This window comes from Streptomyces sp. NPDC047869, from assembly GCF_040704065.1.
GTDB lineage: Bacteria > Actinomycetota > Actinomycetes > Streptomycetales > Streptomycetaceae > Streptomyces.
The window spans coordinates 60532-86713 of record NZ_JBEYRK010000025.1; the positions used below are offsets into that span (position 1 = coordinate 60532).

Genomic DNA, 26182 nt, shown 5'->3' on the forward strand with positions numbered 1-26182 from the left:
CGGGTGCGTGGGCTCAGCCGGCCGGTCCGCGGCGGCGGTGGGTACGTCGTCCCGGACCTACGAGCGGGTCGGGAGGGGCATCAGGCGAAATCGACGCGCCCGCCGAGGCCGGCGGGGTTCGCGGACGGCTCAGACAGGCCGACAGATGGCGCTGGAGGTACGGCCGAAGTCGATGTGCCGACGCGAGGTCAGCGGGGGCGGCGACAGGAGTGTGCGGTTCGGCGACTCCATGACCACGCCCCCGCCTTCCCTAGTATTCCTACCTGGTTGCTAGGGATCGTGACAGAAGGCGGCGCTCACCCCAAGGGGGTGTTCGCATGATGGACGGCAGCGGTCAGACCGGCAGGACGAACGGCGGATGCGTGCCGTTGAGGAAGTAGTCCCCCACGTCGCGGAGCCGGGGAGCGACGGGCTCGTACAGCGTGTGCGTCCGGGCGTTGCGCCAGAAGCGGTCGAAGCCCAGCCGCGAGGATGCGGAGCGGGCGCCGACGATGTCGAGGGCGCGGGCGGTGGACTCCTGCGCGGCCCGCGAGGAGGCGGCTTCGGCCATGGCGACGAGGACGGAGATGTCCGCGTACCCGTCGTAGGTCAGGTCCACGCCGCGTGCCAGCCCGCCGTGCACGGCTTCCAGCGCCTGATCGGCGAGCGCGGACGCGGAGCGGGTGAGGACGGCGAGCTCCCCGTAGGCGGCCAGCACCTGCGGGTCCTGGGCGGAGCCGGCCGGCCGGGAGGGGTGCCGGGACGACTGCCCGGCCCTGCTGTACTCCCGGGCCTCGGCGAGCACTCCCTCCGCCATGCCGAGACGGAGCTGGACCGAGAGGAGGCGCCCGACCGGAGAGGCCAGGGCGGTCGGAGACGACAGGATGTCCTCGTCCGCGGACAGCGACCCGAGCACGTCGTCGGCGGCGACCGGTACGGAGTCGAACTCCACGCTGCCGCCGGCCGCGAGGCGCTGGCCGAAGGTGTCGGCGTCGCCACCGGTACCCACGCCGTGGTGGGCGGGATCGACGACGACGGCGAGTGGTTCGCCGGTGTCGGCCCGCACCGCCCGCACGGCGAGGCGGTCGGCGACCAGGACTCCGGTGGAGTAGCTCTGCCGTCCGTTGAGCACATGGCCGCCGCCGCGCGCCCTGGTCAGTGCCAGAGGGGAGTCCTGACGGGCCAGACCACCACCCCAGCACCACTGTTCCGCGGCGTACTGCCGCTCCAGCCGGGCGGCCCGGGAGGGATCGGTGAGGAACCGGGCGCTCCACGACAGGAAGTAGTGGCTGCCGAGCAGTTGGCCGATCGCGCCGTCGGCCGCGGCGATCTCCCGGACCACGGCATAGGCCGTGGTCCAGTCCGCGCCGCCCCCTCCCGACTCCGCCGGTACGAGGAGCGTCAGTAGTCCCGCCTCGCGCAACTGGGACACCTCGTCGAACGGGGGCTTGCCCGCCTGCTCCCGGGCCACCGCGTCCGTGGCCAGGTCGTCCGCCGACTCGCGGGCCACGCGCAGCCAGTGCGCACGGCCGGGCGCGGTCGGGCCGGCATCCGAAAGGGATCCGGACGGCGCGGTGGCAACGCCCATGGTGGAGGTCTCCTCGAAGTCAACGACAAGGTCTCGAGCGGCAGTCGGCTCACCCGTCCGCCCGTGCCGCCATGCACCGGCCGTGTGCCTCGCACCCGGCAGCGGGCGGCGCCGGCGACGTGACCGGAGCCGGCGTGCCGACGGCGAACGAGTCGTCGCGGCGCGGGGGGCTCGTACCTCATCCTGCGCACCCCACCGGGGAACCGTCAACGCTTCCCTAGTAAATCGATAGGAATTATAGGGAACGCGTTCACCGGGCTCCCGGAACCGGGTCGCGGGAACGGCTCAACACCCGTCCGCCATCCGGGCCGTGGTTGACGGAACGCGAGATGTACTGCTCAATTGGGCGCATGAATGCCGAGCAGCGCCTGGTCACCCGTGACCACATCGACTTCGGCCGGGTGTGGTCCGCGGCGTGTTGCGCCTGAAGCGGCAGCGGGCCGTCTGACCGGCCCTCACCTTTCCCGGTCACCCCGTCGCGGACCGGGTTCCTCCCCTCGTAGCACCGTCGCACGCCCGCGCTGACAGGCGCTGACCGGCGTGGGAACGGTCCCGCGGGACACACTGGACGGGCGCTGCCGCCGCCCGCTTCCGCCGAGGCCCAGCGCCCCGGCGTCGTCACATCCGCTCACCCTTGTTCCAGCGCCCGAGGCGTGCCGTCACACGGCCCGCGGGGCTGCTGCTCCGCCGTGCCCGCCTGCCGCCCCGCCTGGCCGCTCGGGCCTGTCCGACGAAGCCGTGGCGAAGTCGGAGATCAACCCGCCCGGCCCGCCCAAGACCGACAAGTAGCCGTCCACGCCACGAAAGGTCCGCCATGGCCACCGTCCTGTCCGTCTCCGGAAGCCCGTCCGCCACCTCCCGCACCGCCCGGCTGCTGCGCCACCTGGACGCGCGCCTCACGGCCCAGGGGCACCAGGTGATCCCACTGGACGTCCGCACCATCCCCGCCGAGGCCCTCCTCGGCGCCGACTTCCAGCACCCCACGATCCGTGAGGCGGCCGCGCTCTTCGACCGCGCCGACGGGGTGGTGATCGGCACTCCCGTCTACAAGGCCGCCTACTCCGGGCTGCTGAAGTCACTGCTCGATCTGCTGCCGCAGTACGGCCTGGCCGGCAAGACCGTCCTCCCGCTGGCGACCGGCGGAACCACGGCCCACGTCCTGGCCATCGACTACGCCCTGCGCCCCGTACTCAGCTCCATGGGCGCCGCGCACATCGTCCCGGGCTGGTTCACCTTGGACAAGGACATCGCGGTGGGCGATGACGGCACTCTGACCGTCGCGCCGGGCCCGGCCGAGGCCCTCGCCCGCGTCGTCGACCAGTTCTCCGCCGCCCTCGGAAGCCGTACGGCCCTGCTGGCCGCCGCCGGATGAGCGCCCCGACGACCGCCGACGACGAACGAGAGATGTGAGCCACGGTGAACCTCACCTTCCACTGGTTCCTGCCCACCAACGGCGACAGCCGTCATGTCGTCGGCGGCGGCCACGGCACCCCGGCCACCGTCTCGGGACAGGACCGGCCGCCCACGGTGGCCTACCTGAGCCAGATAGCCCGCGCCGCGGAGGACCTCGGCTTCACCGGTGCGCTGACCCCTACCGGCGCCTGGTGCGAGGACGCCTGGCTGACCACCGCCATGGTCAGCCGGCACACCGAGCGGCTGAAGTTTCTGGTCGCCTTCCGACCCGGCTTCGTCTCGCCGACGCTCGCCGCGCAGATGGCGTCCACCTTCCAGCGGCAGAGCGGCGGCCGGCTGCTGCTCAACGTGGTCACGGGCGGAGAGAGCCACGAGCAGCGCGCCTACGGCGACTTCCTCGACAAGGACGCGCGGTATCACCGTACCGGCGAATTCCTGCACGTCGTACGGGAGTTGTGGAACGGCGGAACCGTCGACCTGGACGGCGAGCACCTGCGGGTCGCGGACGCCCGGCTCGCGCGGCTGCCCGACCCCGTCCCCGAGGTGTACTTCGGCGGCTCGTCGCCCATCGCCGGTGAGATCGCGGCGCGGTACGCCGATGTCTACCTCACCTGGGGCGAGCCACCCGCCCAGGTCGCCGAGAAGATCGCCCGGATCAGAAGGCTCGCCGCCGGTCGGGGTCGCTCCCTCCGCTTCGGAATCCGGCTGCACGTCATCACCCGCGACACCTCCGAACAGGCGTGGGCGCAGGCGCACCGGCTCCTGGACGGCTTCGACCCGGAAACGGTGCGGGCGGTGCAGGCCGGGCTCGCCCGCAGCGAGTCCGAGGGGCAGCGGCGCATGCTCGCCCTGCACGATGGCGGCCACCGCGACTCCCTCGAGATCCACCCCAACCTGTGGGCCGGCATCGGCCTGGTGCGCGGCGGCGCGGGCACCGCGCTGGTCGGCAGCCACACCGAGGTGGCCGAGCGCATCGAGGAGTACCACGCTCTGGGCATCGAGGAGTTCGTCCTCTCCGGCTACCCGCACCTGGAGGAGGCGTACTGGTTCGGCGAGGGCGTACTGGTTCGGCGAGGGCGTACTGCCCAGGCTCCAGGCGCAGGGTCTGTGGACCCACCCGCTGCGCGCCGCGAAGGACACGCCCGCCGCCCAGGTTCCCTTCGCGGGCTCCGGAACCCCGCGATGACCCCACGGCCGCGACCGTCCGGCTCGGCACCCCCGCACCAGGAAGGCAGCCCTTTCGTGTCCGCATCCCCTCCGCTCCACCTCGCCGTCGCGCTCGACGGCACGGGCTGGCACCCGGCCGCATGGCGTGAGCCAGGCGCCCGGCCCCACGACCTGCTCACCGCCGGCTACTGGGCCGGCCTCGTGACCGAGGCCGAACGCGGCCTGCTCGACTTCGTGACCTTCGAGGACGGGCTCGGGCTCCAGTCCTCGCACCCCACGGAGCCCGACGGACGCACCGACCAGGTGCGCGGCCGCCTGGACGCGGTGCTCATCGCCGCGCGCGTCGCACCGCTGACGCACCACATCGGGCTGATTCCGGCCGTGGTCGCCACCCACACCGAGCCGTTCCACATCTCCAAAGCGATCGCCACGCTGGACTACGTCAGTACCGGTCGCGCGGGCCTGCGCGTCCAGGTGTCGGCACGGCGGAACGAGGCGGCACACTTCGGCCGCCGTACCTTCCCGCGCCTCGGCGCCGAGGACCGCGACACCCCGGCGGGCAGGGCACTGATCGGCGAGCTCCTCGAGGAGGCCGCCGACCATGTCGAGGTGGTGCGCCGCCTGTGGGACAGCTGGGAGGACGACGCGGAGATCCGCGACGTCGCCACCGGCCGCTTCATCGACCGCGACAAGCTGCACCACATCGACTTCGAGGGCAGGCACTTCAGCGTCAAGGGCCCGTCGATCACCCCCCGGCCACCGCAGGGACAGCCCGTCGTCAGCGCGCTCGCACACCACGGCCTGTCCTGGCAACTGGTGGGAGGCTCCGCCGACATCGGCTACATCACCCCGCACGACACCGACCAGGCCCGCGCGGCTGTCGCCGGGATCCGCGCCGCCCGGGCCGCGGCGGGGCGGGCCGAGGAGCCGCTCCACATCTTCGGTGACCTGGTCGTGTTCCTGGACGACGACCCGGCCGCGGCGAAAGACCGCAAGACCCGCCTGGACGACCTCGCGGAACACCCCTACGACAGTGACGCCGAGGTGTTCACCGGTACGCCCGCACAACTGGCCGATCTGCTCCTGGAACGGCGCCGGGCCGGACTGAGCGGTTTCCGTCTGCGCCCCGGAGCCATCGGGCACGACCTGGAGCACATCACACGAGGCCTGGTGCCCGAGCTCCAGCGCCGAGGAGCCTTCCGGCGCGCCTACGAGGCGGACACCCTGCGCGGACTGCTCGGACTCGACCGCCCCGCCAACCGCTACGCAGCCGTCCGAGCCGGAGGAGCCCCACGGCCATGAGCGACCCCACAACGGGCAAGCCCATCAAGCAGATCCACCTCGCGGCCCACTTCCCCGGCGTCAACAACACCACGGTGTGGAGCGACCCACGGGCCGGCAGCCACATCGAGTTCAGCTCGTTCGCGCACTTCGCCCGGACCGCCGAACGCGCGAAGTTCGACTTCCTGTTCCTCGCCGAGGGGCTGCGGCTGCGCGAACAGGGCGGCGAGATATACGACTTGGACGTGGTGGGGCGGCCCGACAATTTCACCGTCCTGTCCGCCCTCGCCGCCGTCACCGAACGGCTCGGCCTGACCGGCACCATCAACTCCACCTTCAACGAGCCCTACGAGGTGGCCCGCCAGTTCGCGAGCCTGGACCACCTGTCGGGGGGACGCGCCGCCTGGAACATCGTAACCTCCTGGGACGCCTTCACCGGCGAGAACTTCCGCCGCGGCGGCTTCCTCCCGCAGGAGCAGCGCTACTCCAGGGCACGGGAGTTCCTCGCCACCGCCACCGAACTGTTCGACTCCTGGCACGGTGACGAGATCGTCGCCGACCGCGAGTCCGGCATCTTCCTCAAGGACGCCCGCGCGGGCGCCTTCGTCCACCGGGGCGAACACTTCGACATCACGGGCCAGTTCGACGTGCCGCGCAGCCCCCAGGGCCGCCCCGTGATCTTCCAGGCCGGCGACTCCGACGAGGGCCGCGAGTTCGCCGCGTCGAGCGCGGACGCCATCTTCAGCCGGCACAGCACCCTGGAGGCAGGCCAGGACTTCTACGCCGACGTCAAGGGCCGCCTGGCCCGACACGGCCGGACCCCCGGCCGGCTGCTGATCCTGCCCGCGGCGACCTTCGTGCTCGGCGACACGGACGCCGAGGCGCGGGAGCGGGCGCGTGAGGTGCGACGCCGGCAGGTCAGCGGACAGACCGCGATCAAGTACCTGGAGCACGTCTGGAACCGGGACCTGTCCGGCTACGACCCGGACGGCCCGCTTCCCGACATCGACCCGGACCCCGGCGAGAACACGATCGCCCGCGGCCGGGCGAGCGTCCGGATGTTCCGCGACCCCCTCGCCGTCGCCCGGCAATGGCGCGAACGCGCCGCGGCCGAGAACCTGTCGATCCGCGAGCTGGTCATCGAGATCACCGGCCGCCAGTCGTTCGTCGGCTCCGCGGCGACCGTCGCCGAGACCATCAACACCTTCGTCCAGACCGACGCCGCCGACGGCTTCATCCTGGTCCCGCACATCACTCCCGGCGGCCTGGACGAGTTCGCCGACACCGTCGTCCCGTTGCTCCAGGAACGCGGTGTGTTCCGGCACGACTACACCGGCACCACACTCCGCGACCACCTCGGTCTGGCCCACCCCGACGCCCGCGCGCAGCCGCCGGCCGGCGGGTGACGCCGTGAAGCGGGGCCGAGCACCGCACCCCGCTCCAACTCCCGTACGCGCAACCGGGGGTCCGCCCCCGCGCCCACCGACGGCTAGGAGCCCCCGACCATGCCCAGCACCCCCCTCGGCGTACTCGACCTCGTCCCGATCTCCTCCGGCTCCACCGCCGGCGAGGCCCTGCGCAACACCATCGACCTCGCCCGGCAGACCGAGCGGTTCGGCTACACCCGCTACTGGTTCGCCGAGCACCACCTCAACCCGGGCGTGGCCGGAACCTCACCGGCCGTCGTGCTCGCCCTGACCGCCTCCGCGACGTCGACGATCAGGATCGGCTCCGGGGCCGTGCAACTCGGTCACCGCACCGCCCTGTCCACCGTCGAGGAGTTCGGGCTGATCGACGCCCTGCACCCCGGCCGCCTCGACCTGGGCCTCGGCCGCTCGGGCGGCCGACCGTCCGGACAGGCCGCAGGACCCCGGCCGACCACAACCCCCGTCGTCGACGGACGCGCCCCCAACGGCCTTGTGATCCCTGCCCGCTTCTCCCCGGAGCACCTGATCGGTTCACCCCGCTTCCTGCTCCAGCAGCGGCTGCTGCACCAGCCCGGCGCCGGCTCCCAGGACTACGGTGAGCAGGTCGACGACATACTCGCCCTCCTGCGCGGCGACTACCGCTCGGCTGACGGCACCGAAGCGCACGCCGTACCGGGCGAGTACGCCGACGTACAGGTATGGATACTCGGCAGCAGCGGCGGACGGAGCGCCGACGTCGCGGGCCGCAACGGCCTGCGTTTCGCCGCCAACTACCACGTCAGCCCCGCCACCGTGCTGGAGGCCGCCGAGGGCTACCGCGCCGCCTTCCAGCCCTCCGACCAGCTCGACAAGCCCTACGTCAGCGTCTCCGCCGACGTCGTCGTCGCCGAGGACGACGCGACCGCCCGCGAACTCGCCACCGGCTACGGCCCGTGGGTCCGCAGCATCCGCACCGCCGAGGGTGCCATACCCTTCCCGACCCCGGAGCAGGCCCGCGCCCACACCTGGACCGACGCGGACCGGGCCCTGGTGGCCGACCGCGTCGACACCCAGTTCGTCGGCTCCCCGGGGCGCGTCGCCGACCAGCTCGAACAACTCCAGGAGGCCACCGGCGCGGACGAGCTGATCATCACCACCATCACCCACGGCCACGCCGACCGGGTGCGCTCGTATCAACTCCTGGCCGAGGAGTGGCAGCGCCGGTGAGCCGGGCGTGACCGGAAGCAGGCGGCCGGACTCCGGTCGCCTTCAGCGCGGGTCCCACCGTCGGCTCGGCAGGGGGCGCAGTCCCAGCGGTCGGCGGGGCGGCGGCGAGCGCCGGCCCTCGCCCGCCTCCCGCTCCGCCTGACCGGCTCGTGCGCGGGATCGGCACGCATCGAACCGGACGCCGCGGGTACTCACCGCCGGGTACGACACACATGTATCGCCGGGAGGTACCTCATGGGCAAGCTGGGAGACATGGCGAACAAGGCCAAGGAGATGGCCAAGGGCCACCCGGACCAGGCCGACAAGGGTGTCGACAGTGCCGAGCGGCTGGTCGACGAGCGTACGGGGGACAAGTACGACGCGCAGACCGACAAGGCCGCCCACGCCGTGCACCGTTCCTACGGCGGCGAAGTGACGGACCGCTGAACCCGCGGCACCCCGAACCGGGCCCCGGCGTCGATCGCCGGGGCCCGGTCGTGCTCCGGGTGCGAGGCGTCGGCCCGAACAGGCCGCACCCGCGCGGGCGCGGACCGCGTCCGGTCAGCCGCGCCGGGCGAAGGCCGGATTGCCCGTGACGACGCGGGCGTGGTCGAGCAGGCGGTCCTCGATGTCCTGGGCGGTCGCGTCGCCGACCAGCAGGTCCATCGCGTAGCCGTCCTCCAGTGCCACGAAGGATCGTCCCAGGGCCCGGGCGTCGCCGGTCAGTGTGAACTCGCCGCGCTGCTGCCCGAGTTCGAGCACCTGGCGATAGAGCTCCGCCTGCTGGCGCGCGAAGGTGCGCTGCCGGTCGGCGGCGCCCTCGTTGCGCAGGGCCACCGGGAACAGCTCGAAGAGCAGCCGGGTGCTTTCTTCTCCTTCTCCGGGCCAGGGCACGCCGGAGCGGATGCAGGCGCGCAGCCGCGACACCGGTCCGTCCGCCGCCGCGATGGCCTCCTCGCGGCTGACGAAGTACGTCGCGGCACTGCGCTCGAACACGGCGGCGAACAGTTCCTGGATGTCGGCGTAGTAGTAGAGCACCGACGCGGGGGTGACGCCGGCGGCCCTGGCGACGTCCCGCAGCTTGGTGGCCGTGGCCCCGAGCTCGACCACGGTCCTGGCGGTCGCGTCGATCAGCTGGGCGCGGCGTTCCGCCTGATTCCTTGGTCGGGCCATGGTCGACATGCTCGCACACCGTCGAACGCCGTTCGTATCTCACCTGTGGCAATCCATTGACCTCCTCTGGTTCGTTAACTAAATTTCGTTTAACTAATCCCCTCGAGTCAGACCTGGTGACCCATGTCCCGTCCTCTCCCCCTAGTGCTGGCCCAGGCAGCCCAGCGCGCCGCCGACGACCTGGACGGCCTGGCCGCCGACGTGCGAAGGCGCACGGCGGGGCTCCCCGTCGCGCCGCTGGTCGTATATCCCGAGCTGCATCTCGGCGCCTCCTCGGGCGGTGCCACGCTCACCCCCGCCGAGCTTCCCGAAGCCCTCGCCGAGCCCCTGGACGGCCCGCGTGACCGCGCGCTCGCCGAAATCGCCGGCGACCTCGGCGTCTGGCTGGCCCCGGGCAGCGTCTACGAGCGCGGCGCCGACGGACGCGTCTACAACACCGCGCCCGTGTACTCCCCGCGCGGCGAGCGGGCAGCGGCCTACCGCAAGGTCTTCCCGTGGCGGCCCTACGAGACCGTCGCCCCCGGCGCCGAGTTCACCGTCTTCGACCTCGACGGCGTCGGCCGGGTGGGACTGTCGATCTGCTACGACGCGTGGTTCCCGGAGACCACCCGCCACCTGGCCTGGATGGGCGCCGAACTGGTACTGAATGTCGTCCTGACCTCCGGCAGCGACCGGGCCCAGGAGACCGTGCTGGCCCGCGCCAACGCCATCGTCAACCAGGTGTTCGTCGCCAGCGTCAACTGCGCCGCGCCCGCCGGCACCGGCCGCAGCCTGCTTGTGGACCCGCAGGGCAACGTGCGCTCCGAGGCCGCGGCCGACAGCGACACCACCCTCACCGACGTGATCGACCTGGACGAGGTCGCCAACGTCCGCCGGCTCGGCACCGCCGCGCTCAATCGGCCGTGGCAGCAGTTCCGCCCCGACGACCGACCCCTCGACCTGCCGCTCTACCAGGGCCGGATCGACCCCGCCGCCTGGGCCGGCGCCACCGCCCCGGCCCCCTTCCCGCACGACCCCACCGAGGCCCGCCGTGCGCTCGGGGAAGAGAGAATGCCGTGACGGATCAGCCCACCCGCATGCACGGAGACCTCGGACTGGTCTCCGTGGTCGCCTTCGGCGTCGCCTACATGGCCCCCGCCGTCGTCACCTCGATCTTCGGCGTCATCGCCGCCACCAGCAAGGGCGCCGCCGCCACCGCCTACGTGATCGCCACCGGCGCCATGCTGCTGACCGGCCTCAGCTACGCCAAGATGGCCAAGGTCCACCCCAGCTCCGGCTCCGTGTACACCTACGCCCGCAAGGAGCTCGACTCCCGCGTCGGGTTCCTGGCCGGCTGGGCACTGCTGCTCGACTACCTCTTCCTGCCGATGGTCGCCTGGCTGCTCCAGGCCATCTACCTGCACGCCCAGTTCCCGGCCGTCCCGGAGTGGGCCTGGCTGGTCATCAACGTGGTCCTGGCCACCGCCATCAACGTCATCGGCCTCAAGGTCGCCGACCGGATCAACCGGGTGCTGCTGCTCGGAGTCACCGCCGTACTCGTCGTGCTCGCGGTGCTCTGCGTCCACTACGGCCTCGGCCACGGCAGCACCCCCGCGGCCGGCCACGCCTTCTGGAACAGCGCCACCAGCCTCTCCGCCGTCACCGCGGCCGCCGCCGTCGCCGCCTACGCCTTCCTCGGCTTCGACGCGGTGAGCACCCTCAGCGAAGAGGTACGCGACCCGCAGCGCACCATCCCGCGCAGCATCGTCCTCACGGTGCTGACCGGCGGCACCGTCTTCGTCGTGATCTCCTTCCTGATGCAGTGGGCCCACCCGGGCGGTTCCTTCCCCGACCAGGACTCCGCCGGGTACCTGCTGTCCACCACCGTGGGCGGCAAGACCTTCGCGGACGTCGCCAACGTCGTCGGCATGCTGGGTGGGTTCGCCTCCTGCGTCGCCATCCAGGCCAGCACCAGCCGCCTGATGTTCGTCATGGGCCGCGACGGCGCCCTGCCGCGCCGGGTGTTCGGACGCCTGCAGCGCAAGCTGCTCACCCCGGTCACCAATGTGCTGGTCATCGGTGCCGTCGGCCTGCTGGCCATGAACCTCTCGCTCGCCGACGCCACCTCCTTCATCAACTTCGGCGCGTTCCTCGGCTTCACCCTCGTCAACGTCTGCGTGATCGCCTACGCCGTGCGGCAGTGGCGGTCCGGGGTCCGGCACTCGCCCGTGCGGTACCTCCTCCTGCCGGCCGCCGGTGCCGCGGTCGACGTCTACCTGATCACCCAGCTCGGCGGCACCGCCGTCAGGCTCGGCCTCGGCTGGCTGGTCATCGGCATCGTCTGGCTCGCGGTGATCACCCGGGGCTTCCGCCGTCCCGCCCCCGAGATGCGACTCGGGTCCGACGAGGAAGCCGGCCCCACGGAGCCGGAGGCCTCCGGCCCCCTCCTGCCGACGGTATGAACCACGCCCGGGGTTCCCGGCTGCTGTCGGCGGCCGGGAACCCCGGGCGTACCACCTGACGGCGCCCGTGAGCTGCCGGAGCGTGTCGACCGTGCGTGCTTCGAGCTGCAGGCGGGGACTCGGGCAGCGGTGACCGGGCAGAGCCGGTGCGGTGGGCGTTCGCCGTCAGTCGTAGCCCTGCGACTTGATGCGGATACCGCCCGCCGCGGCCGGACCGGCCGGCGCCGAGGGTGAGGGTTCCTCCGGTGCCGTCTCCGGGTCGGGGGCCGCGTCGAGTATCGCGTGGGCCTCGTTGAGAAGGGCCGCCAGGTCGCGCACCAGACCCAGCTGCAGAGTGCACCAGGCGCCGGCGTCGTCCTCCAGCGGGGCGTAGCTGCCCGTGTGCTTGTGGATGATGCCGCCCGCGACACGGTTGCGTTCGGCGCGCTCCTCCATGTCACGGTCGTGGTGGTAGAAGTTGCGCAGTTCGTGCAGCTGCGACATGCGGCCGTCCCAGAAGGGCGCCGCGAGCTGAGGCAGGTCGAGTACCTTCGCGGGATCCTTCTTGGGGATGCGAAGGGGGGCGTGCAGGCGCTCGTTGAAGACTTGGTACGCCACCGACAGCCAGGCCGTGAAGTCGGCCCGGTCGGCGCACTGGCGGCGCAGGCGGGCGAAGTCGTCGGGCGGTGAGGAACGGAGCAACTGGTAACCGAGGCGGGCCCGTGATGCCTCGCAGACCCTGCTGTAGGCGACCAGCGCGTCCTCGGCCGCCGTTTCCCAGGCGCGGCGCTGCCGGGGATCGGTCGCGGCGCGGCGCTGCGGCTCGGCGGCAAGCTGCTCGGGGGTGAGCTGGAGGGCGGGCAGGCGGGGGCGGGCCGGGCGCCCCACAGCTCGTACGACTCCGCTGCCCAACTCGGCGAAGTACTTCTCCAGGACGTCCAAGCCGCCGATGCGCTGCCGGTCGCCGCCCGCCACGGACACGAGCTCGCCCAGCATCCGATGGTTGGGCACCATGCTCTCGTGGGCCTGCGGAGTCCAGCCGGTGCGGTGCCGCTGCGCCTGCCACCAGCGGTCGAACAGAGCCTCGTCGCTGATGCCGACCGCGTGCAGGCGAATACCGAGGCCCGCGTGCAGGTCCTCCATGAGCGACACCGGATCCTGGGTGCCGGAGATGGATTCGCCGCTGCGTTCGTCGGGGATGGGCGCGTAGTGCGCGCCGTCGCTGACCAGGACGACGAGGCGCTCGTTGCCGGGAACCCCGTAGCGGTGGAGGAGTTCACCGGCCTTGTGCAGCGCCTTGCCGATGTCCGTGCCGGACTGGCGGTAGTTGAGGAGGGACACGGCCTCGCGCAGGCGCTGGACGGAGTGGGTGTCCGAAACCTCCTCCATCCCCCATCGGCTGGGGAACATGGGCTCGTGGTCATGGTCGAAGCGGACCAGGGCGAATCGGGTACCCACGCCGTCGTAACGCATCCGGGCGTCGATCATGGCGCCGAGCGCGTCCTTGAGGGCGTTCATGCGGGAGATCGTCGGGTTCGCGCGCAGACGGCTGAGCCATTTGTCCCCGTCACCGGGCGTGGTGACGATGTCCTCGATGCTCATGGAGCCGCTGCAGTCCGCCAGTACGACGATGTCCACACCGCTGCGCTCGCCCGGCGCGAAGAGGGTCAACTGGGTGTTCGAACCGACGCGGAAGAGGCCGCTCAGGGGCCGGCCGCCGTGATCCAGGGCCTGACGCACCCGGAAGAGGGTGCCGGCGGCGTCGATCCAGACGTCGGGGGCGTTCTCGAAGCCGTGGGCGAAGACGTGGCCGCAGAGGAGCGGGGCGCTGTGCAGCACCGTCGTGGCCTCGTCGAGGGACGGCCCCGGCGGCAGTTCGAGTTCCAGTACCGCGGGCGTGACCGCGTCCGCCGACACCAGCTCCCAGCCCTCCTCGGGCGTGACGCGGTGCTCATGGACCAGGGCGGCGGGGACCACCACCACGTCGGCGGGCACGCCCGGTGCGGGCATCAGCCGTACCGCCACCGAACGGGTGCCGCCGGTGTCGCGCACCTGGAGGACGCCCGCCGACTCGTCCGTCAGCCGGGACGACGAGACGGCGAGCCTGTTGTCGGCGACCAGGCCAGGGCCGGTCGCCGTCACGAGCCGGGTGTCGGCCGCCGAAAGCTTGAAGGCAGTCATCCGCGCTCCACTTGAATCTTCACGCCCACGCGTTGTTCCAGTTGCCTGACGGACGAACCGCCCCTACCGCGGAAGAGGCCCTGGAGGTGCTCCGGCACCCGGACGAACAGGATCCCGCTGCGCGGCCGGAAGTCGGAGAACTCCACGGCTCCGGCGAGCTCGTGCCGGCCGCCGCGACGCAGCTCCTGCACCAGACGTTCGTAGTGACCGCGTCCTTCGACGTGCTGCTCCCGGAACCGCTCGATGTCCTCGCGTCGTGACGCGCGGTGCCTGGCGAGCAGGTCCAGAGCGGTCGAGAGGTTCGTGTCCCGCGGGGTGCGGCCGCGCAGGGCCTGCTCCAGGGAGCTGAAGAGGCGGTCGACGGCCTCCATGTCGAGCACGGTCCTGCGAGTGTTGATCAGGATGTGCCGCACGATGCTGATGCGTGGCAACTGCACCCGGCGGCGGGTCGCGGACCTGCCCCGGCCGTTGCGGGCCACGGTGCCGGCCAGGATCATGTCGATCAGCCCCTCGGGCGGGGTCGAGGACAGCTGCTGGTGGTGCGGGGTGCACAGGGCCAGCCCCCGGTTGTAGGAGCCGTACACCTGCCAGCGCCGGGCGTGCTCGGTGCAGACGCGGCGACCGCACGGCTTCATCGCCGAGAGCGTGCGGTGCTCGCAGCGGATGTAGCCGCTGCCGGTGCAACGTTCGTGCTCGCAGGCCGGGAAGCGCTCGGCGTAGCAGTCATCGCAGTAGGCGACGGCTGGATCGCCGGGATGACGGCGCAGATGCGTCGCGCACCATGCCCTGCGCGTACGGCAGTTCGGGCCGCCGCACCAGGCGACCGCCTTCGTGCCGCACCGGCACTCGGGAGTGTGGCTCGGGCAGGAGGCACGCAGACTGCCGTCCAGGAACACGGCGTGCGCCTCGCAGACGCGGCCCATGCGGCGGCCCTCGTCGCAGCCTGGGCACTTGTACGGCGCGTAGGTGGTGGTGTGTGCCGCCCGGCAGGTGGTGCAGGCATGCCGGATCTCGGGGGGCTCCAGGACGCCCCGGATCGCGAACCGCGTGGTGGCCCCGAGCGGGCGTGGTGCCTTGGCCGGATCCAGGAACCAGACCCCGACCTCGCCCTCGTCGCCCAGGTCGAACCGGACCCGGGGCCCGGCCAGCGGGTCCAGCGTCAGCACGGCCGGTTCCAGGCGCTCCCACAGCGCCACGCACTCGTCCGTGGAGCGGGGGACGTGCCGGAACTCTCGAAGATCAAGGGTGACCGGTACGACCGGTGTGTGCTGAGTCATCGGTCGGCCTCCTCACGCGGAGCGACGAGCAGCACCTCGACCGTGCCGCGCTTCTCGTCCTCGCGGGCGGTGTACGTCGTGTCGGTCAGCAGGACGGACCGTACGCCGCCGGGCGCCCGGCCCATGCTGCGCAGGCCCTCGCGTACCCGGGCGCGGTCCTGCGCGGGCACGTCCCAGTGCATCAGGGCGACTCCCTGCTCGCCCGCGGCGCGCAGGGCACGGGTCGCCGTGGCGTCCTCCCACGACGCCGGCGGTTCCTCGCACCGCACCCGCTGACCGGACCGCGGCCGCAGTACCCGGCGCAACGTCCGCGCCTCGTCCCGGCCACGGGAACGCAGCGGGCGGGTGAGATCGAGGATGCCGCCGGTACGGCAATAGGAGCGGAGGGCGTCCAGGACGTCGGGCGCGGGAAGGTCAGGCTTCGCGAGACGGTCGAGGAGCTGGTCGGCCGTGAGGGGCGCCGGGCGCCCGGGATCCCGGCGGGACTCCGGCTTCGGGTTCCGCTGCGCCTCATGGTTCCGGTCCGGCCGCGGCGCGGGCTCCGTCACACGGTCCGTGAGCCAGATACGGGCCGTCGCCCAACTGCCGGGGGCTAGGCCTTTGTTGATCGCGCTGAGGTGGTCGGCGGTCAGCCAGTCCGGGGTGGCCAGGCCCTGGGCGAGGCTTTCGGGCGCCAGGGCGTTGCGGTCGACCGTGTGCCAGCGGGCCAGCACGTCGTTCTCGTTGCGCACGAAGCCGGAGGTGGCCGCCGACTCGGCCAGCTCCACGCCGAGGAACAGGGGCGCCAGTTCGTCGGCAGTCGCGTCCAGCTGACTCAAGTGCGGCACGAGTTCGGACAGCAGCGCGCGCACCGCGCGGCCGGCCGGCCGCGTCTGGGGGGCCTCTTCGGCACGCTTGCCCTGGTCGACCTGGAGCTCGGCGGCCAGACCGTGGGCGATGGCCCGGGCGCGGTTCCGCTCCACCAGGAACTGCGGCACCTGACGCACCCGCCGTCCCGTGCGTTCCAGCTCACGCGACCACATGGACAGGGCCTGCACGAGCAGGGCGTGAGCCAGCGCGCCGGCGACGGTGACCTGGGCGTCGAACAGCCGCACCGTGACATCTCCGCCGGAGTCCGCCTCCGGCAGCCCGAGCGGACTGACATCCATGGCCTCGAGACGGCCGACCCGCTCCTCCTGGCGCAGTCTGATCCGCACCCGTTCCAGATGGTCCGGCGCGCAGGAGTCCAGATAGCGGGCGCTGACCTGGTCGAACGAGCGAGACAAGCGAGCCGAGCCACCGGGTGCGACGCCGCCGGGGCCGTACAACTGGCGGCCGGTCAGGGCGATCAGGGATGCGGAGTGCTCCCGTACGAGGTTGGTGAACGCCTCGCGCTGAACGGGGTTCAGCACCTCCACGGAGTGCAGGTCGGCGCAGAGCCCGCCGACCGGGTCGGGCTGCTGCTGCCAGCCCGTAGGGAGCAGCAGGCCGCCGCGGTGGCGGACGTCGGCGGCCACCTGGGCGACGGACATGGCCAGGGCTTGGGCCGCGTGTGCCCGGGCCGCCGGGTCGTGCAGCGAGACGCGGCCGGTGTCGATCCACAGCGCACCACGGGTGCGCGCGCCGCCCCGCAGGACGTACGGCTGCCCGGACGGGCCGGCGGGGAGCCGCGGAGGGTGGGCCAGCAGCGCGGCGACCAGATCCGCGGCGCCCCGGCCGGGACGGGGTTCGGGGACGTACACGCTGTATCCCTTGGCGATCCGCTGCCTGAGCGGAGCGGAACGGTAGAGCGCCACCAGGGTCATCGTTCAGTCCTCCGCCCTGTCCCACACCGTGTCGGACACGAGCCCTCGCAGCGGCCGGAGCAGTAGGAACGCCGCGACGGTGAGCAGCAGCGCCACGACGGTGGCGACCAGCAGCGTCCAGGGGCCGGGCGCGCCCCACAGGGCCCCGGCCGCGTACGCCACACCGAACGGCAGACCCACCGCCGACAGCAGCCCGAGCGCGACGGAACTCCGGCGGGAGCGGGTCGCCTCCACGTAGCGGGCGGTCTCGGCGAGGCCGGATCCGGTGTGCGCCAGCAACTGGTCCAGCCGGTGCTGTTCCTGGAAACGTTCGAGCAGTTCGTTGGCCTTTCCGCGGGAGGTGATGTGGGATGACCACAGGGCCCGGCGCAGCTCGATCAAGCGGCTTTCGAGGCGGAGCAGCCGCCGCGCGTCGCAATCGCGAGCGGTCAGCGCACAGACCGTGTTGGCGAGGGAATTGGCGCCCAGATACTGGAGCCGGCCCAGCAGGAACACGTCGAGATAGAGGGTGTGGACGTGGTGCGCGGCGGCGGCGTGGAACGTCCGGTCGCCGCCGGGGTCCGGGGAGAGGCCGACGAAGGCGGCCCCGTCCCGCAGGACCAGCGCCTGCCAGTCGGCGGAGAACCGCACCCGGCCGGCGAACAGCCCGGAGTCCTCGGGGTCGGGGGCGAAGCGGTCCAGCGGGCTGCGGGAGGCCAGCAGCCACAGCCACTGGTCGTGCGTCCCCCAGGACGCGTAAGCCGCCGGCATCACCGCGGGCGGCGGACCCTGCGGGAACGTCACGTGCGCCAGGGTCCAGGCGCGGCTCGTCTCGTCGGCCACCCGGACGCCCCTGGGCAAGAGCTTCGTCAGACGGGCGTGGTCGGTGGGGAGGGCGGCGAGGGCGGCCAGCTCGGTCAGTGGGGCGTCGCCCAGGTGGACGTGCAGGACGCAGAGGCCGGCATCACTTTCCCGCAGACCGGCGACGGCGGGCACGCGTAATAACTCCATGGCCTCCACGGCGGGGTCGTCCGCGCCCGCCGGGCGGCGCAGGTGCCAGCGGGACGGGCGGGCCGGAGTGCCGAACAGCGACTCGCCGACGCGGGGTTCGAAGTACGTCAGACGCCGGTCACGGTCGGCGGCCGACCCGTCGGCGAGTAACGCGGGCAGCGGACCTTCGGCCCATTCCGCGGGCAGCTCCTCCCGCGCCAGCCTCACCTCTAACACGACGCATGACGAACTTCGCCGCGTCGTCCGTCCCCCGGACATCCGCAGTCCCCCTCGATGACCTTTGGTCTCAAAAGGTAACAGGATGAGCGCGGTCGCACGGTGGACCGGGAAAACCGGCGGCAACGACCTTGAAGGGAGCCGCTCGTGCGGCCCGGGTGCGCCGCTACCGGGAGGAGGGCTCACGCGTCCCAGAGCGTGACGTGTACCGGAGGCCGGAACCGGGAGGGCGGGACGCCCGCGCCGGGCGCGCGCATGATGCGGGTCGCCGCGGGCGTGTGCAGGAAGTGCAGGAACGCGTCGGTGGCCGGGGAACGATGTCCCGGCCGCAGGACGGTGACGTGCCACGTGGCGTCCGCCGGCGTGGCAGGCGTCTCCAGCAGGCGCAGCTCGTCACGACGGACGCGGGGTGACACCAGGTGGGCCGGCGCCGGTGTCACCCCCGCGCCCTCGGCGGCGGCCGCCAGGGTCGCGGTCTGGTTGGGGAAGACCCACACGTTCCCTTCGGTCACTCCGAGCCGGCGGAGCAGGCGCCCGGAGTCCGCGTCGGGATCGGTCCCGGAGGAGTCGACCAGCCACGACCACCGCGGCGGCGGACCGGGCGGCCGCGGCGATCCGGCGCCGGTCACCACGACGAGATGGGTGCGGAACAGCGGCTCGCTGACCAGTTCGCCCCTGCCGTCGTCGCCGAGGTACGGCCCGAGCGCGACGTCGGCCAGCCGGTTCTCCACCAGCACGCGTATCCCGCCGTCGGCGGCCACCCCGAACGATGTCTCGGTCCTGGGCCCCGAGCGGCGGGCGAAGGCCTCCATGAGCGACGGGAGCACGAACTCGGCCAGCGTGCTCGTGGCGACGACCCGCAGTTCGTCGGGCGCGCCCCGTGCCGCCCGCACCGCGGCCTCGGCATCCGCGCTCAGTGCGGCCATCCGCGAAGCGACCGGCAGCAGCCGCGCCCCGGCGGGCGTCAGCCGCATCCCGCCACCGCCGGTGCGCGTGATGAGCGGGTCGCCGAAGTGGGTGCGCAGCGCGGTGAGCGTCTGCGACACCGCGGATTCGCTCACGTCCAGAGCACGCGCCGCGGCGCCCACCGACCCGAGGCGGGCCACCAGCACGAAGGTGCTGAGCTGCGTGATGGTCACCGTCCGATTTTCTCGCGTTCGGGGTGATAAGTGAATGCTTATCCACCCATTGTGCGGCCGGTACGGACGAGCGCAGCATCATCACGGCGACGGGCACGGCGTTCCAGGAGGGCCCGATGCAGGTACCGGCCGCATTCCAGTACGAGAGGGCCACCAGCCTCGAGCAGGCGATCGAGCTGCTGGGACGGTACGGCCCCGAGGCCCGGGTGGTGGCGGGCGGACACAGCCTGCTGCCGATGATGAAGCTCCGGCTGGCCCAGCCCGAGGCCCTGATCGACATCAACGGCCTCGACGAGCTGGCGTCGATCCGGGTGGACGGCCACGATCTGGCCCTCGGAGCGATGGTCCGCCACGCCGGGCTGCTCGCCTCGCCGGTCGTCGGCGAGCACTTCCCCATCCTGCGGGACGCCGAGCGGGTCATCGCCGACCCGCTCGTACGCAACCGCGGCACCGTCGGCGGCTCGCTCTGCCAGGCCGATCCGTCGGAGGACCTGTCCGCGGCGTTCTCCGCACTCCGGGCGACCCTGGTCACCCAGGGCCCCGGCGGCAGGCGCACCATCGCGATCAGGGAGTTCTTCCTCGGTCCGTACGAGACCGCCCTGCACGAGGCGGAGCTGCTGGTGGAGATCCGCGTGCCCATCCGTTCGCACGCCAGCGCCTACCGCAAGGTGGAGCGCCGGGCCGGCGACTGGGCGGTCGTCGCCGCGGGAGCGGTGCTGGAGATCTCCGGCGGGCTGATCGCCGAGGCCGGCATCGGGCTGACCGCGGTGGGTGCCCCACGGTTCGTGGCCGAGCGGGCCGAGGACTTCCTGCGCGGGGGACTGCCGGACGACGAGCGCTTCGCCGCGGCGGGCCGGCTCGCCTCGGAGGAGTGCCGGCCGACGGCCGACCAGCGCGGGCCGGTCGACTACAAGCGGCATCTGGCCGGAGAGCTCACCACACGGGCACTGCGCGCCGCCGCCGCACGCGCCCAGGGGCAGGAGGCGTGACATGCGGATCACCGTGACCGTGAACGGCGAGCAGCACACCAGGGACGTGGAGCCCAGGCTGCTGCTCGTGCACTTCCTGCGCGACGAGCTTCGGCTGACCGGCACCCACTGGGGCTGCGACACCTCCAACTGCGGAGTGTGCGCGGTATGGCTGGACGGCACACCGGTGAAGTCCTGCACCGTGCTCGCGGTGATGGCCGACGGCCATGAGGTGCGGACCGTCGAGGGCCTGGCGCACGGGGCCGAACTCGACCCGGTGCAACAGGGGTTCATCGCCTGCCACGGGCTGCAGTGCGGCTTCTGCACACCGGGGATGATGATGACCGCCCGCTGGCTGCTCGACCACGACGCGGACCCGTCCGAGGAGGACATCCGCGAGGCCGTCTCCGGGCAGATGTGCCGCTGCACCGGTTACGAGAACATCGTGCGCTCCATCCGCTGGGCCGCCGAGCACGGCGGCGCGCGGGGGGCCGCCGACGCGGGCACCGAGCCGGCGCCCGGCCGCGAGGAGGTGCGGGCATGACGACCACCGAGGAGCGGCCGGTCGGCTTCGGACGGATGCCCCGCAAGGAGGACGCCCGGTTCGTCCGCGGCCACGGGACCTACGTCGACGACGTCACGCTGCCCGGGATGCTGCACGGCGCGATCCTGCGCAGCCCGCTGGCGCACGCCCGGATCGTGTCCGTCGACACCAGCGCCGCGGAGGCGCACCCCAAGGTCAGGGCCGTGATCACGGGTGAGACCCTGGCCGGTCTCGGACTGGCCTGGATGCCCACGCTCTCGTACGACACACAGGCGGTGCTCGCCACCGACAAGGTGCGCTTCCAGGGCCAGGAGGTCGCGTTCGTCGTCGCCGAGGACCGCTACGCCGCCCGGGACGCCCTCGAACTGATCGACGTGGAGTACGAACCCCTCCCGGCGGTCGTCGACGCCCGTCGCGCGCTCGACCCGGACGCGCCGGTCATCCGCGACGACAAGGAAGGGCAGGCCGACAACCACATCTTCGACTGGTCGGCGGGTGACAAGGAGCGCACCGACGAGGTCTTCGCGGCCGCCGACGTCGTGGTGGAGCAGGACATGCTCTATCCGCGGACGCACCCGGCCCCGCTCGAGACCTGCGGCACCGTGGCGGACATGGACGCCATCACCGGGAAGCTGACGGTGTGGTCCACCACCCAGGCCCCGCACGCCCACCGCACGATCTACGCGATGGTGGCAGGCATCCCCGAGCACAAGATCCGGATCATCGCCCCGGACATCGGGGGCGGCTTCGGCAACAAGGTCGGCATCTACCCCGGCTACGTGTGCGCGGTCGTCGGCTCGATCGTCACCGGCAAACCCGTGAAGTGGATAGAGGACCGCTCGGAGAACCTGATGAGCACCTCCTTCGCCCGCGACTACCACATGCACGGCGAGATCGCGGCGACGGAGGACGGCAAGATCCTGGGCCTGCGCGTCCATGTCATCGCCGATCACGGCGCGTTCAACGCCACCGCCCAGCCGACGCAGTTCCCGGCCGGCTTCTTCGGCGTCTTCACCGGCTCGTACGACCTGGCCGCCGCGCACTGCACCGTGACCGGCGTCTACACCGACAAGGCCCCCGGCGGCGTCGCCTACGCCTGCTCGTTCCGCGTCACCGAGGCCGTGTACCTGGTCGAGCGGATGGTCGACCTGCTCGCGGACCGGCTCGGCACGGACCCGGCCGAGCTGCGGATGCGCAACCTGCTGCGGCCCGGGCAGTTCCCGTACCGGACGCGGACGGGGTGGGAGTACGACTCCGGCGACTACCCGAGGGCCCTGCGGCTGGCGATGGACATCGCCCACTACGGCGACCTGCGCCGGGAGCAGGCCGGCAAGCGGGAGCGCGGCGAACTGATGGGCATCGGGGTCAGCTTCTTCACCGAGGCCGTCGGCGCGGGCCCCCGCAGGCACATGGACATCCTGGGACTGGGCATGGCCGACGGCGCCGAGCTGCGGGTCCACCCGACCGGCAAGGCCGTCCTGCGGATCTCCGTGCAGAGCCAGGGGCAGGGCCACGAGACGACGTTCGCGCAGATCGTCGCCGAGGAACTGGGCATCCCGCCCGAGGACGTCGAGGTGGTGCACGGCGACACCGACCAGACCCCGTTCGGGCTCGGCACCTACGGGTCCCGCTCGACGCCGGTGTCCGGAGCCGCGGCCGCGATGGTCGCCCGCAAGGTGCGCGAGCGCGCGAGGATCGTCGCCTCCGCGATGCTCGAAGTGAGCCCGGACGACCTGGAGTGGGAGAAGGGCCGCTGGTTCGTCACGGGCGACCCCGACCAGGGACGGACCATGGCGGAGATCGCGCTCGCCGCGCACTCCAGCCTGGAGCTGCCCGAGGGCGTCGAGGGCCATCTGGACGCGAGCTGCGTCTACAACCCGCCGAACCTCACTTTCCCCTTCGGCGCGTACATCTGCGTCGCCGACGTCGACGCGGGCACCGGCCAGGTGAAGGTCCGCCGGTTCATCGCCGTGGACGACTGCGGCAACCGCATCAACCCCACGATCGTCGAGGGCCAGGTGCACGGCGGGCTCGCCGACGGCCTCGGCATGGCGCTCATGCAGGTGATCGCCTTCGACGAGGACGGCAACTGCCTCGGCGGATCGTTCATGGACTACCTCCTGCCCACCTCGGTCGAATGCCCCTCGTGGGAACTCGGTGAGACCGTCACCCCCTCCCCGCACCACCCCATCGGAGCCAAGGGCGTCGGCGAGTCCGCCACGGTCGGCTCGCCCGCCGCCGTGGTCAACGCCGTGATCGACGCACTGAAGCCGCTCGGCGTACGCCACGTCGACATGCCGCTGACCCCCGCCGCCGTATGGCGGGCCGCCCAGGGCCGGCCCCTGCGCACCGACCTGGCGATCACCTGAGGCGCCCGCGATGACCGATGCCGAACTCCTGACCCGGGCGGACGTGCTCCGGCACGGCCGGACCCCGTTCGTCCTGGCCACCGTCGTCCACGTGGAACGGCCCACCAGCGCCAAGCCCGGGGACAGCGCACTGGTGCTGCCCGACGGCACCGTCGAGGGCTTCGTGGGCGGCAGCTGCGCCGAGACGACGGTGCAGCTCCAGGGCCTGCGGGTGCTGCGGACCGGCGAATCGCTGCTGCTGAGGATCACCCCTGCCGGCGGCAGCGACACCGCGGGCGCCGAGGAGCCGGGCGAAGGCCTCGTCACGGTGGCCAACCCCTGCCTGTCGGGCGGGACCCTCGACATCTTCCTGGAGGCCAACCTCCCCCCGGCGCTGGCCTACGTCTACGGACACGCCCCCGTCGCCCGCGCCCTGCTCGACGTCGGCCGGGTGCTCGGCCTGGACGCCCGTCCGGCCTCGCCGGGGGAGCCGCTGCCGCCAGATCTGCACGCCGTCGTCATCGCCACCCACGGCCGCGACGAGGAGACCGTGCTGACCGAGGCGGCGCGCGCCGGGGTCCCGTACATCGGTCTCGTGGCCAGCCCGAAGCGCGGCGCGGCGGTGCTCGCCGGGCTCGATCTCGGCGAAGAGCAGAAGACGCGCGTCCACACCCCGGCCGGCCTGGACATCGGCGCGCGGACCCCGGCGGAGATCGCGTTGTCGGTGTACGCCGAGATCATCGCCCTGCGGCCGCAGGGGGCGCGAACCGTGTGCCCCGAGGCCTACCCGGCCGCGCCACGGGCCGTGCCCGAGGAGGTGGATCCCGTGTGCGGCATGACCGTGGCGGTCACGGACGACACCCCCTCACTGGACCGGGCCGGCCACCGGGTGTACTTCTGCGGGCCGGGGTGCCGGCACGCCTTCGCCGACGACCCCTCCCGCTACGCGCATGCCTGACCTCGACCCCCTCGTCCCCGACGTCCCCGCCCTGCGCTCGCGCCTCGACGCGGTCGGATACCTCGCCGACGACGCCCTGGTCACGGCGCTGCTCCTGGCCGTACGCATGCGGCAGCCGATCCTGCTGGAGGGCGAGCCCGGCGTCGGCAAGACCGAGGCGGCCCGCGCGCTCGCCGCCGTGCTGGACACCCCGCTGATCCGGCTGCAGTGCTACGAGGGACTGTCCTCGGCCGAGGCCCTCTACGAGTGGAACTACCCCCGGCAACTCCTCGCCATCCGGCTGGCCGAGTCGCGTGGCGAACCCCTGCGGGACGCCGACCTGTTCACCGAGGACTACCTGCTGCCACGGCCCCTGCTCGCCGCGATACGCCACCCGGGACCGCGGCCGGCGGTGCTGCTCATCGACGAAGTGGACCGCGCCGACGACGAGTTCGAGGCGTTCCTGCTCGAACTGCTCGCCGACGCCGCGGTCACCGTCCCCGAACTCGGCACCCGCGTGGCCGTGGTGCCGCCGGTGACCGTACTGACCTCCAACCGCACCCGGGATCTGCACGACGCGCTCAAACGCCGCTGCCTCTACCACTGGATCGACCACCCGGACACCGCGCGCGTCGCCGCGATCATCCGCAGACGGGTACCGGAGTCGGCCGAGTGGCTGGCCGCGCGCGTGGCGTGCGCGGTGGCACGCCTGCGAGCCCGGCAGGAGCTCACCAAGCCGCCCGGCGTCGCCGAGGCGATCGACTGGGCGGGCGCGCTGCACGCGCTGGGGCTCCGCGATCTCGACGCCGACGCCGCCGGCCGCACCCTGGGGGCGGTACTCAAGTACGCCGAGGACCTTCAGGCCGTACGCCGGGCGGGAGTGGCGGAGCTGGTCGACGCGGAGCCGGGCTCCGATGCCTGAACTGCCGGAACTGGCCGCCGCGTTCACCACCGCCCTGCGTGAAGCGGGGATCGCGGTGGGCCCCGACCGCACTCGCGGCTTCGCACGGGCGCTCACCCTGCTGGCGCCGTCGACGACGCGCGAGCTACGGCACTGCGCGCTCGCCACCCTGGTCTCCGGCCCCGAGCAGATCGAGCCGTTCGACGCGGTCTTCCGGGCGGTCTTCGGCGGCCCGGAAGACCGTGAAGCACAACGCGGACAGGCCGGCGACCCCGCCCGGTCGCTCCCGGACGCCGTCCCCGGCCGCGTGCCAGGCGCCGTGAAGGCCTCCGCGGACGGACGAGGCCGGGACGCCGGAGCACGGGAACGGAAGGCCGCCGTGCCCGTCGCCGCCAGTCCGCTCGACCGCCTCGCGAGCCGTGACTTCGCGGACCTGTCCGTCGAGGAACTGGCGCGGCTCTCCGAGGTGATGCGCACCATGGTGCTCCACACCCCGACCCGGCCGTCCCGCCGGCACCGCACCGCCCAGCACGGCACGCGCATCGACGTGCGCCGCACCCTCTCCGACAGCCGCCGCACCGGCGGACAACCACTGCGGCTGCGCCGCTTCGTGCCCCGGACCCGCCCTCGCGACCTCGTCGTGCTCTGCGACATCTCCGGCTCGATGGAGCCCTATGCCCGCGCGATGCTCCAACTGCTCTTCTGCGCCGCCCGCGCCACCCACGCCGAGGTCTTCACCTTCGCCACCCGGCTCACCCGCCTCACGCCCGTCCTCCGCCGGTCCGGGCCGCACGACGCCCTGGCGCGGGCCGGACGTACGGCCCCCGACTGGTCCGGGGGCACCCGGATAGGGGAGTGCCTGGCGGAGTTCAACGAGCGGTTCGGCCGGCGCGGCATGGCGCACGGCGCCGTGGTCGCCATCGTCTCCGACGGCTGGGACACCGGCGGGCCCGCCGTCCTCGCCACCCACATGGCGCGGCTGTCCCGCGTCGCCTACCGCGTCGTATGGGTCAACCCTCGCTCGTCGAACCCGCGTTACCGTCCGCTCGTGGCCGGCATGGCCGCCGCGCTGCCCTACTGCGACGCGGTCGTCAGCGCCCACAGCCTCGCGGCCCTGGACGACTTCACCGCCGCGCTGGCCGCCCCGCGCCGCCGCCGCTGACCCTGCCCGCCGCCGACCCCGAGCCGTGCCCGCCGGCATGGGCCCCGCTCCCGACGGGGCGGCACGGGCCTTCGTCCCACCTGGCCCCGGCAGCGGCTCCCC

At 72.7% G+C, this 26182-nt stretch carries 20 protein-coding genes and 1 pseudogene; 14 read left to right on the forward strand and 7 right to left on the reverse strand.

All coding sequences use genetic code 11. The features are described 5' to 3' along the window. Window positions 1–334 precede the first annotated feature (334 nt). Window positions 335–1567 (reverse strand): acyl-CoA dehydrogenase family protein, encoded by a 1233-nt coding sequence (locus tag AB0924_RS27555; protein ID WP_366912814.1) that lies wholly within the window; start codon window positions 1565–1567, stop codon window positions 335–337. Window positions 1568–2381: 814 nt separating this feature from the next. Here AB0924_RS27555 and ssuE point away from each other — a divergent pair. From ssuE to AB0924_RS27585, 6 genes and pseudogenes are all read left to right on the forward strand, one after another. Continuing rightward, window positions 2382–2939 (forward strand): NADPH-dependent FMN reductase, encoded by a 558-nt coding sequence (gene ssuE, locus AB0924_RS27560; protein ID WP_358936511.1) that lies wholly within the window; start codon window positions 2382–2384, stop codon window positions 2937–2939. 44 nt (window positions 2940–2983) lie between these two features. Then, window positions 2984–4166, forward strand: a pseudogene (locus tag AB0924_RS27565) (LLM class flavin-dependent oxidoreductase). Between the two features lie 56 nt (window positions 4167–4222). Beyond that, entirely contained in the window at window positions 4223–5449 is a 1227-nt protein-coding gene (locus AB0924_RS27570; protein ID WP_366912815.1) for an LLM class flavin-dependent oxidoreductase, read from the forward strand. After that, on the forward strand, window positions 5446–6834 hold the full coding sequence (locus AB0924_RS27575; protein ID WP_366912816.1) for an NtaA/DmoA family FMN-dependent monooxygenase: 1389 nt from the start codon (window positions 5446–5448) through the stop codon (window positions 6832–6834). The genes AB0924_RS27570 and AB0924_RS27575 overlap by 4 nt, the downstream gene beginning before the upstream one ends. A 99-nt stretch (window positions 6835–6933) precedes the next feature. Next, entirely contained in the window at window positions 6934–8061 is a 1128-nt protein-coding gene (locus tag AB0924_RS27580; RefSeq protein WP_366912818.1) for an LLM class flavin-dependent oxidoreductase, read from the forward strand. Between the two features lie 234 nt (window positions 8062–8295). Next, window positions 8296–8487: an antitoxin gene (locus AB0924_RS27585; protein ID WP_366912819.1), complete on the forward strand. Its 192-nt coding sequence runs from the start codon at window positions 8296–8298 to the stop codon at window positions 8485–8487. Window positions 8488–8601: 114 nt separating this feature from the next. Here AB0924_RS27585 and AB0924_RS27590 read toward each other — a convergent pair whose 3' ends face one another. Further along, window positions 8602–9213 carry a TetR/AcrR family transcriptional regulator gene (locus AB0924_RS27590; protein WP_358936499.1) on the reverse strand — a complete coding sequence of 204 codons (612 nt, stop codon included), beginning with the start codon at window positions 9211–9213 and terminating at the stop codon, window positions 8602–8604. Window positions 9214–9336: 123 nt separating this feature from the next. Here AB0924_RS27590 and AB0924_RS27595 point away from each other — a divergent pair, with 123 nt between their 5' ends. Both AB0924_RS27595 and AB0924_RS27600 read left to right on the forward strand, forming a co-directional pair. Beyond that, on the forward strand, window positions 9337–10272 hold the full coding sequence (locus tag AB0924_RS27595) for a carbon-nitrogen hydrolase family protein (RefSeq protein WP_366912820.1): 936 nt from the start codon (window positions 9337–9339) through the stop codon (window positions 10270–10272). Further along, complete coding sequence (locus AB0924_RS27600; RefSeq protein ID WP_366912821.1) at window positions 10269–11654, forward strand: APC family permease; 1386 nt, start codon at window positions 10269–10271, stop codon at window positions 11652–11654. The genes AB0924_RS27595 and AB0924_RS27600 overlap by 4 nt, the downstream gene beginning before the upstream one ends. Before the next feature lie 165 nt (window positions 11655–11819). Here the strand turns inward: AB0924_RS27600 and AB0924_RS27605 are convergent, their stop codons facing one another. The 5 genes from AB0924_RS27605 to AB0924_RS27625 form a co-directional block, all read right to left on the reverse strand. Then, the gene (locus tag AB0924_RS27605) at window positions 11820–13814 is read right to left on the reverse strand and encodes a vWA domain-containing protein (protein WP_358936493.1); all 1995 of its coding nucleotides are present in this window, start codon (window positions 13812–13814) and stop codon (window positions 11820–11822) included. Then, window positions 13811–15091 (reverse strand): hypothetical protein, encoded by a 1281-nt coding sequence (locus AB0924_RS27610; protein WP_366912822.1) that lies wholly within the window; start codon window positions 15089–15091, stop codon window positions 13811–13813. Before AB0924_RS27610 ends, AB0924_RS27605 begins: the two co-directional genes overlap by 4 nt. Continuing rightward, window positions 15088–16875 carry a hypothetical protein gene (locus AB0924_RS27615; protein ID WP_366912823.1) on the reverse strand — a complete coding sequence of 596 codons (1788 nt, stop codon included), beginning with the start codon at window positions 16873–16875 and terminating at the stop codon, window positions 15088–15090. The genes AB0924_RS27610 and AB0924_RS27615 overlap by 4 nt, the downstream gene beginning before the upstream one ends. Before the next feature lie 3 nt (window positions 16876–16878). Then, window positions 16879–18072, reverse strand: coding sequence for a hypothetical protein (locus AB0924_RS27620; protein ID WP_366912824.1), 1194 nt, complete (start codon window positions 18070–18072; stop codon window positions 16879–16881). 191 nt (window positions 18073–18263) lie between these two features. Continuing rightward, window positions 18264–19220, reverse strand: a complete 957-nt coding sequence (locus tag AB0924_RS27625; RefSeq protein ID WP_358936485.1) for a LysR family transcriptional regulator — start codon at window positions 19218–19220, stop codon at window positions 18264–18266. Between the two features lie 116 nt (window positions 19221–19336). Between AB0924_RS27625 and AB0924_RS27630 the strand changes: the two genes are divergently transcribed. From AB0924_RS27630 to AB0924_RS27655, 6 genes are read left to right on the forward strand one after another with little or no spacing between them, the layout of a single operon-like run. Beyond that, complete coding sequence (locus tag AB0924_RS27630) at window positions 19337–20209, forward strand: xanthine dehydrogenase family protein subunit M (protein ID WP_358936483.1); 873 nt, start codon at window positions 19337–19339, stop codon at window positions 20207–20209. A 1-nt stretch (window position 20210) separates the two neighbouring features. Beyond that, window positions 20211–20732 (forward strand): (2Fe-2S)-binding protein, encoded by a 522-nt coding sequence (locus tag AB0924_RS27635; protein WP_358936481.1) that lies wholly within the window; start codon window positions 20211–20213, stop codon window positions 20730–20732. Then, window positions 20729–23101, forward strand: a complete 2373-nt coding sequence (locus AB0924_RS27640; RefSeq protein ID WP_366912825.1) for an aerobic carbon-monoxide dehydrogenase large subunit — start codon at window positions 20729–20731, stop codon at window positions 23099–23101. The genes AB0924_RS27635 and AB0924_RS27640 overlap by 4 nt, the downstream gene beginning before the upstream one ends. 10 nt (window positions 23102–23111) lie before the next feature. Further along, on the forward strand, window positions 23112–24038 hold the full coding sequence (locus AB0924_RS27645; protein WP_358936477.1) for an XdhC family protein: 927 nt from the start codon (window positions 23112–23114) through the stop codon (window positions 24036–24038). Then, complete coding sequence (locus tag AB0924_RS27650; protein WP_358936475.1) at window positions 24031–24939, forward strand: MoxR family ATPase; 909 nt, start codon at window positions 24031–24033, stop codon at window positions 24937–24939. The genes AB0924_RS27645 and AB0924_RS27650 overlap by 8 nt, the downstream gene beginning before the upstream one ends. Continuing rightward, a complete protein-coding gene (locus tag AB0924_RS27655; protein ID WP_366912826.1) occupies window positions 24932–26080 on the forward strand; it encodes a VWA domain-containing protein in 1149 nt (382 codons plus the stop codon). Before AB0924_RS27650 ends, AB0924_RS27655 begins: the two co-directional genes overlap by 8 nt. Window positions 26081–26182 lie beyond the last annotated feature (102 nt).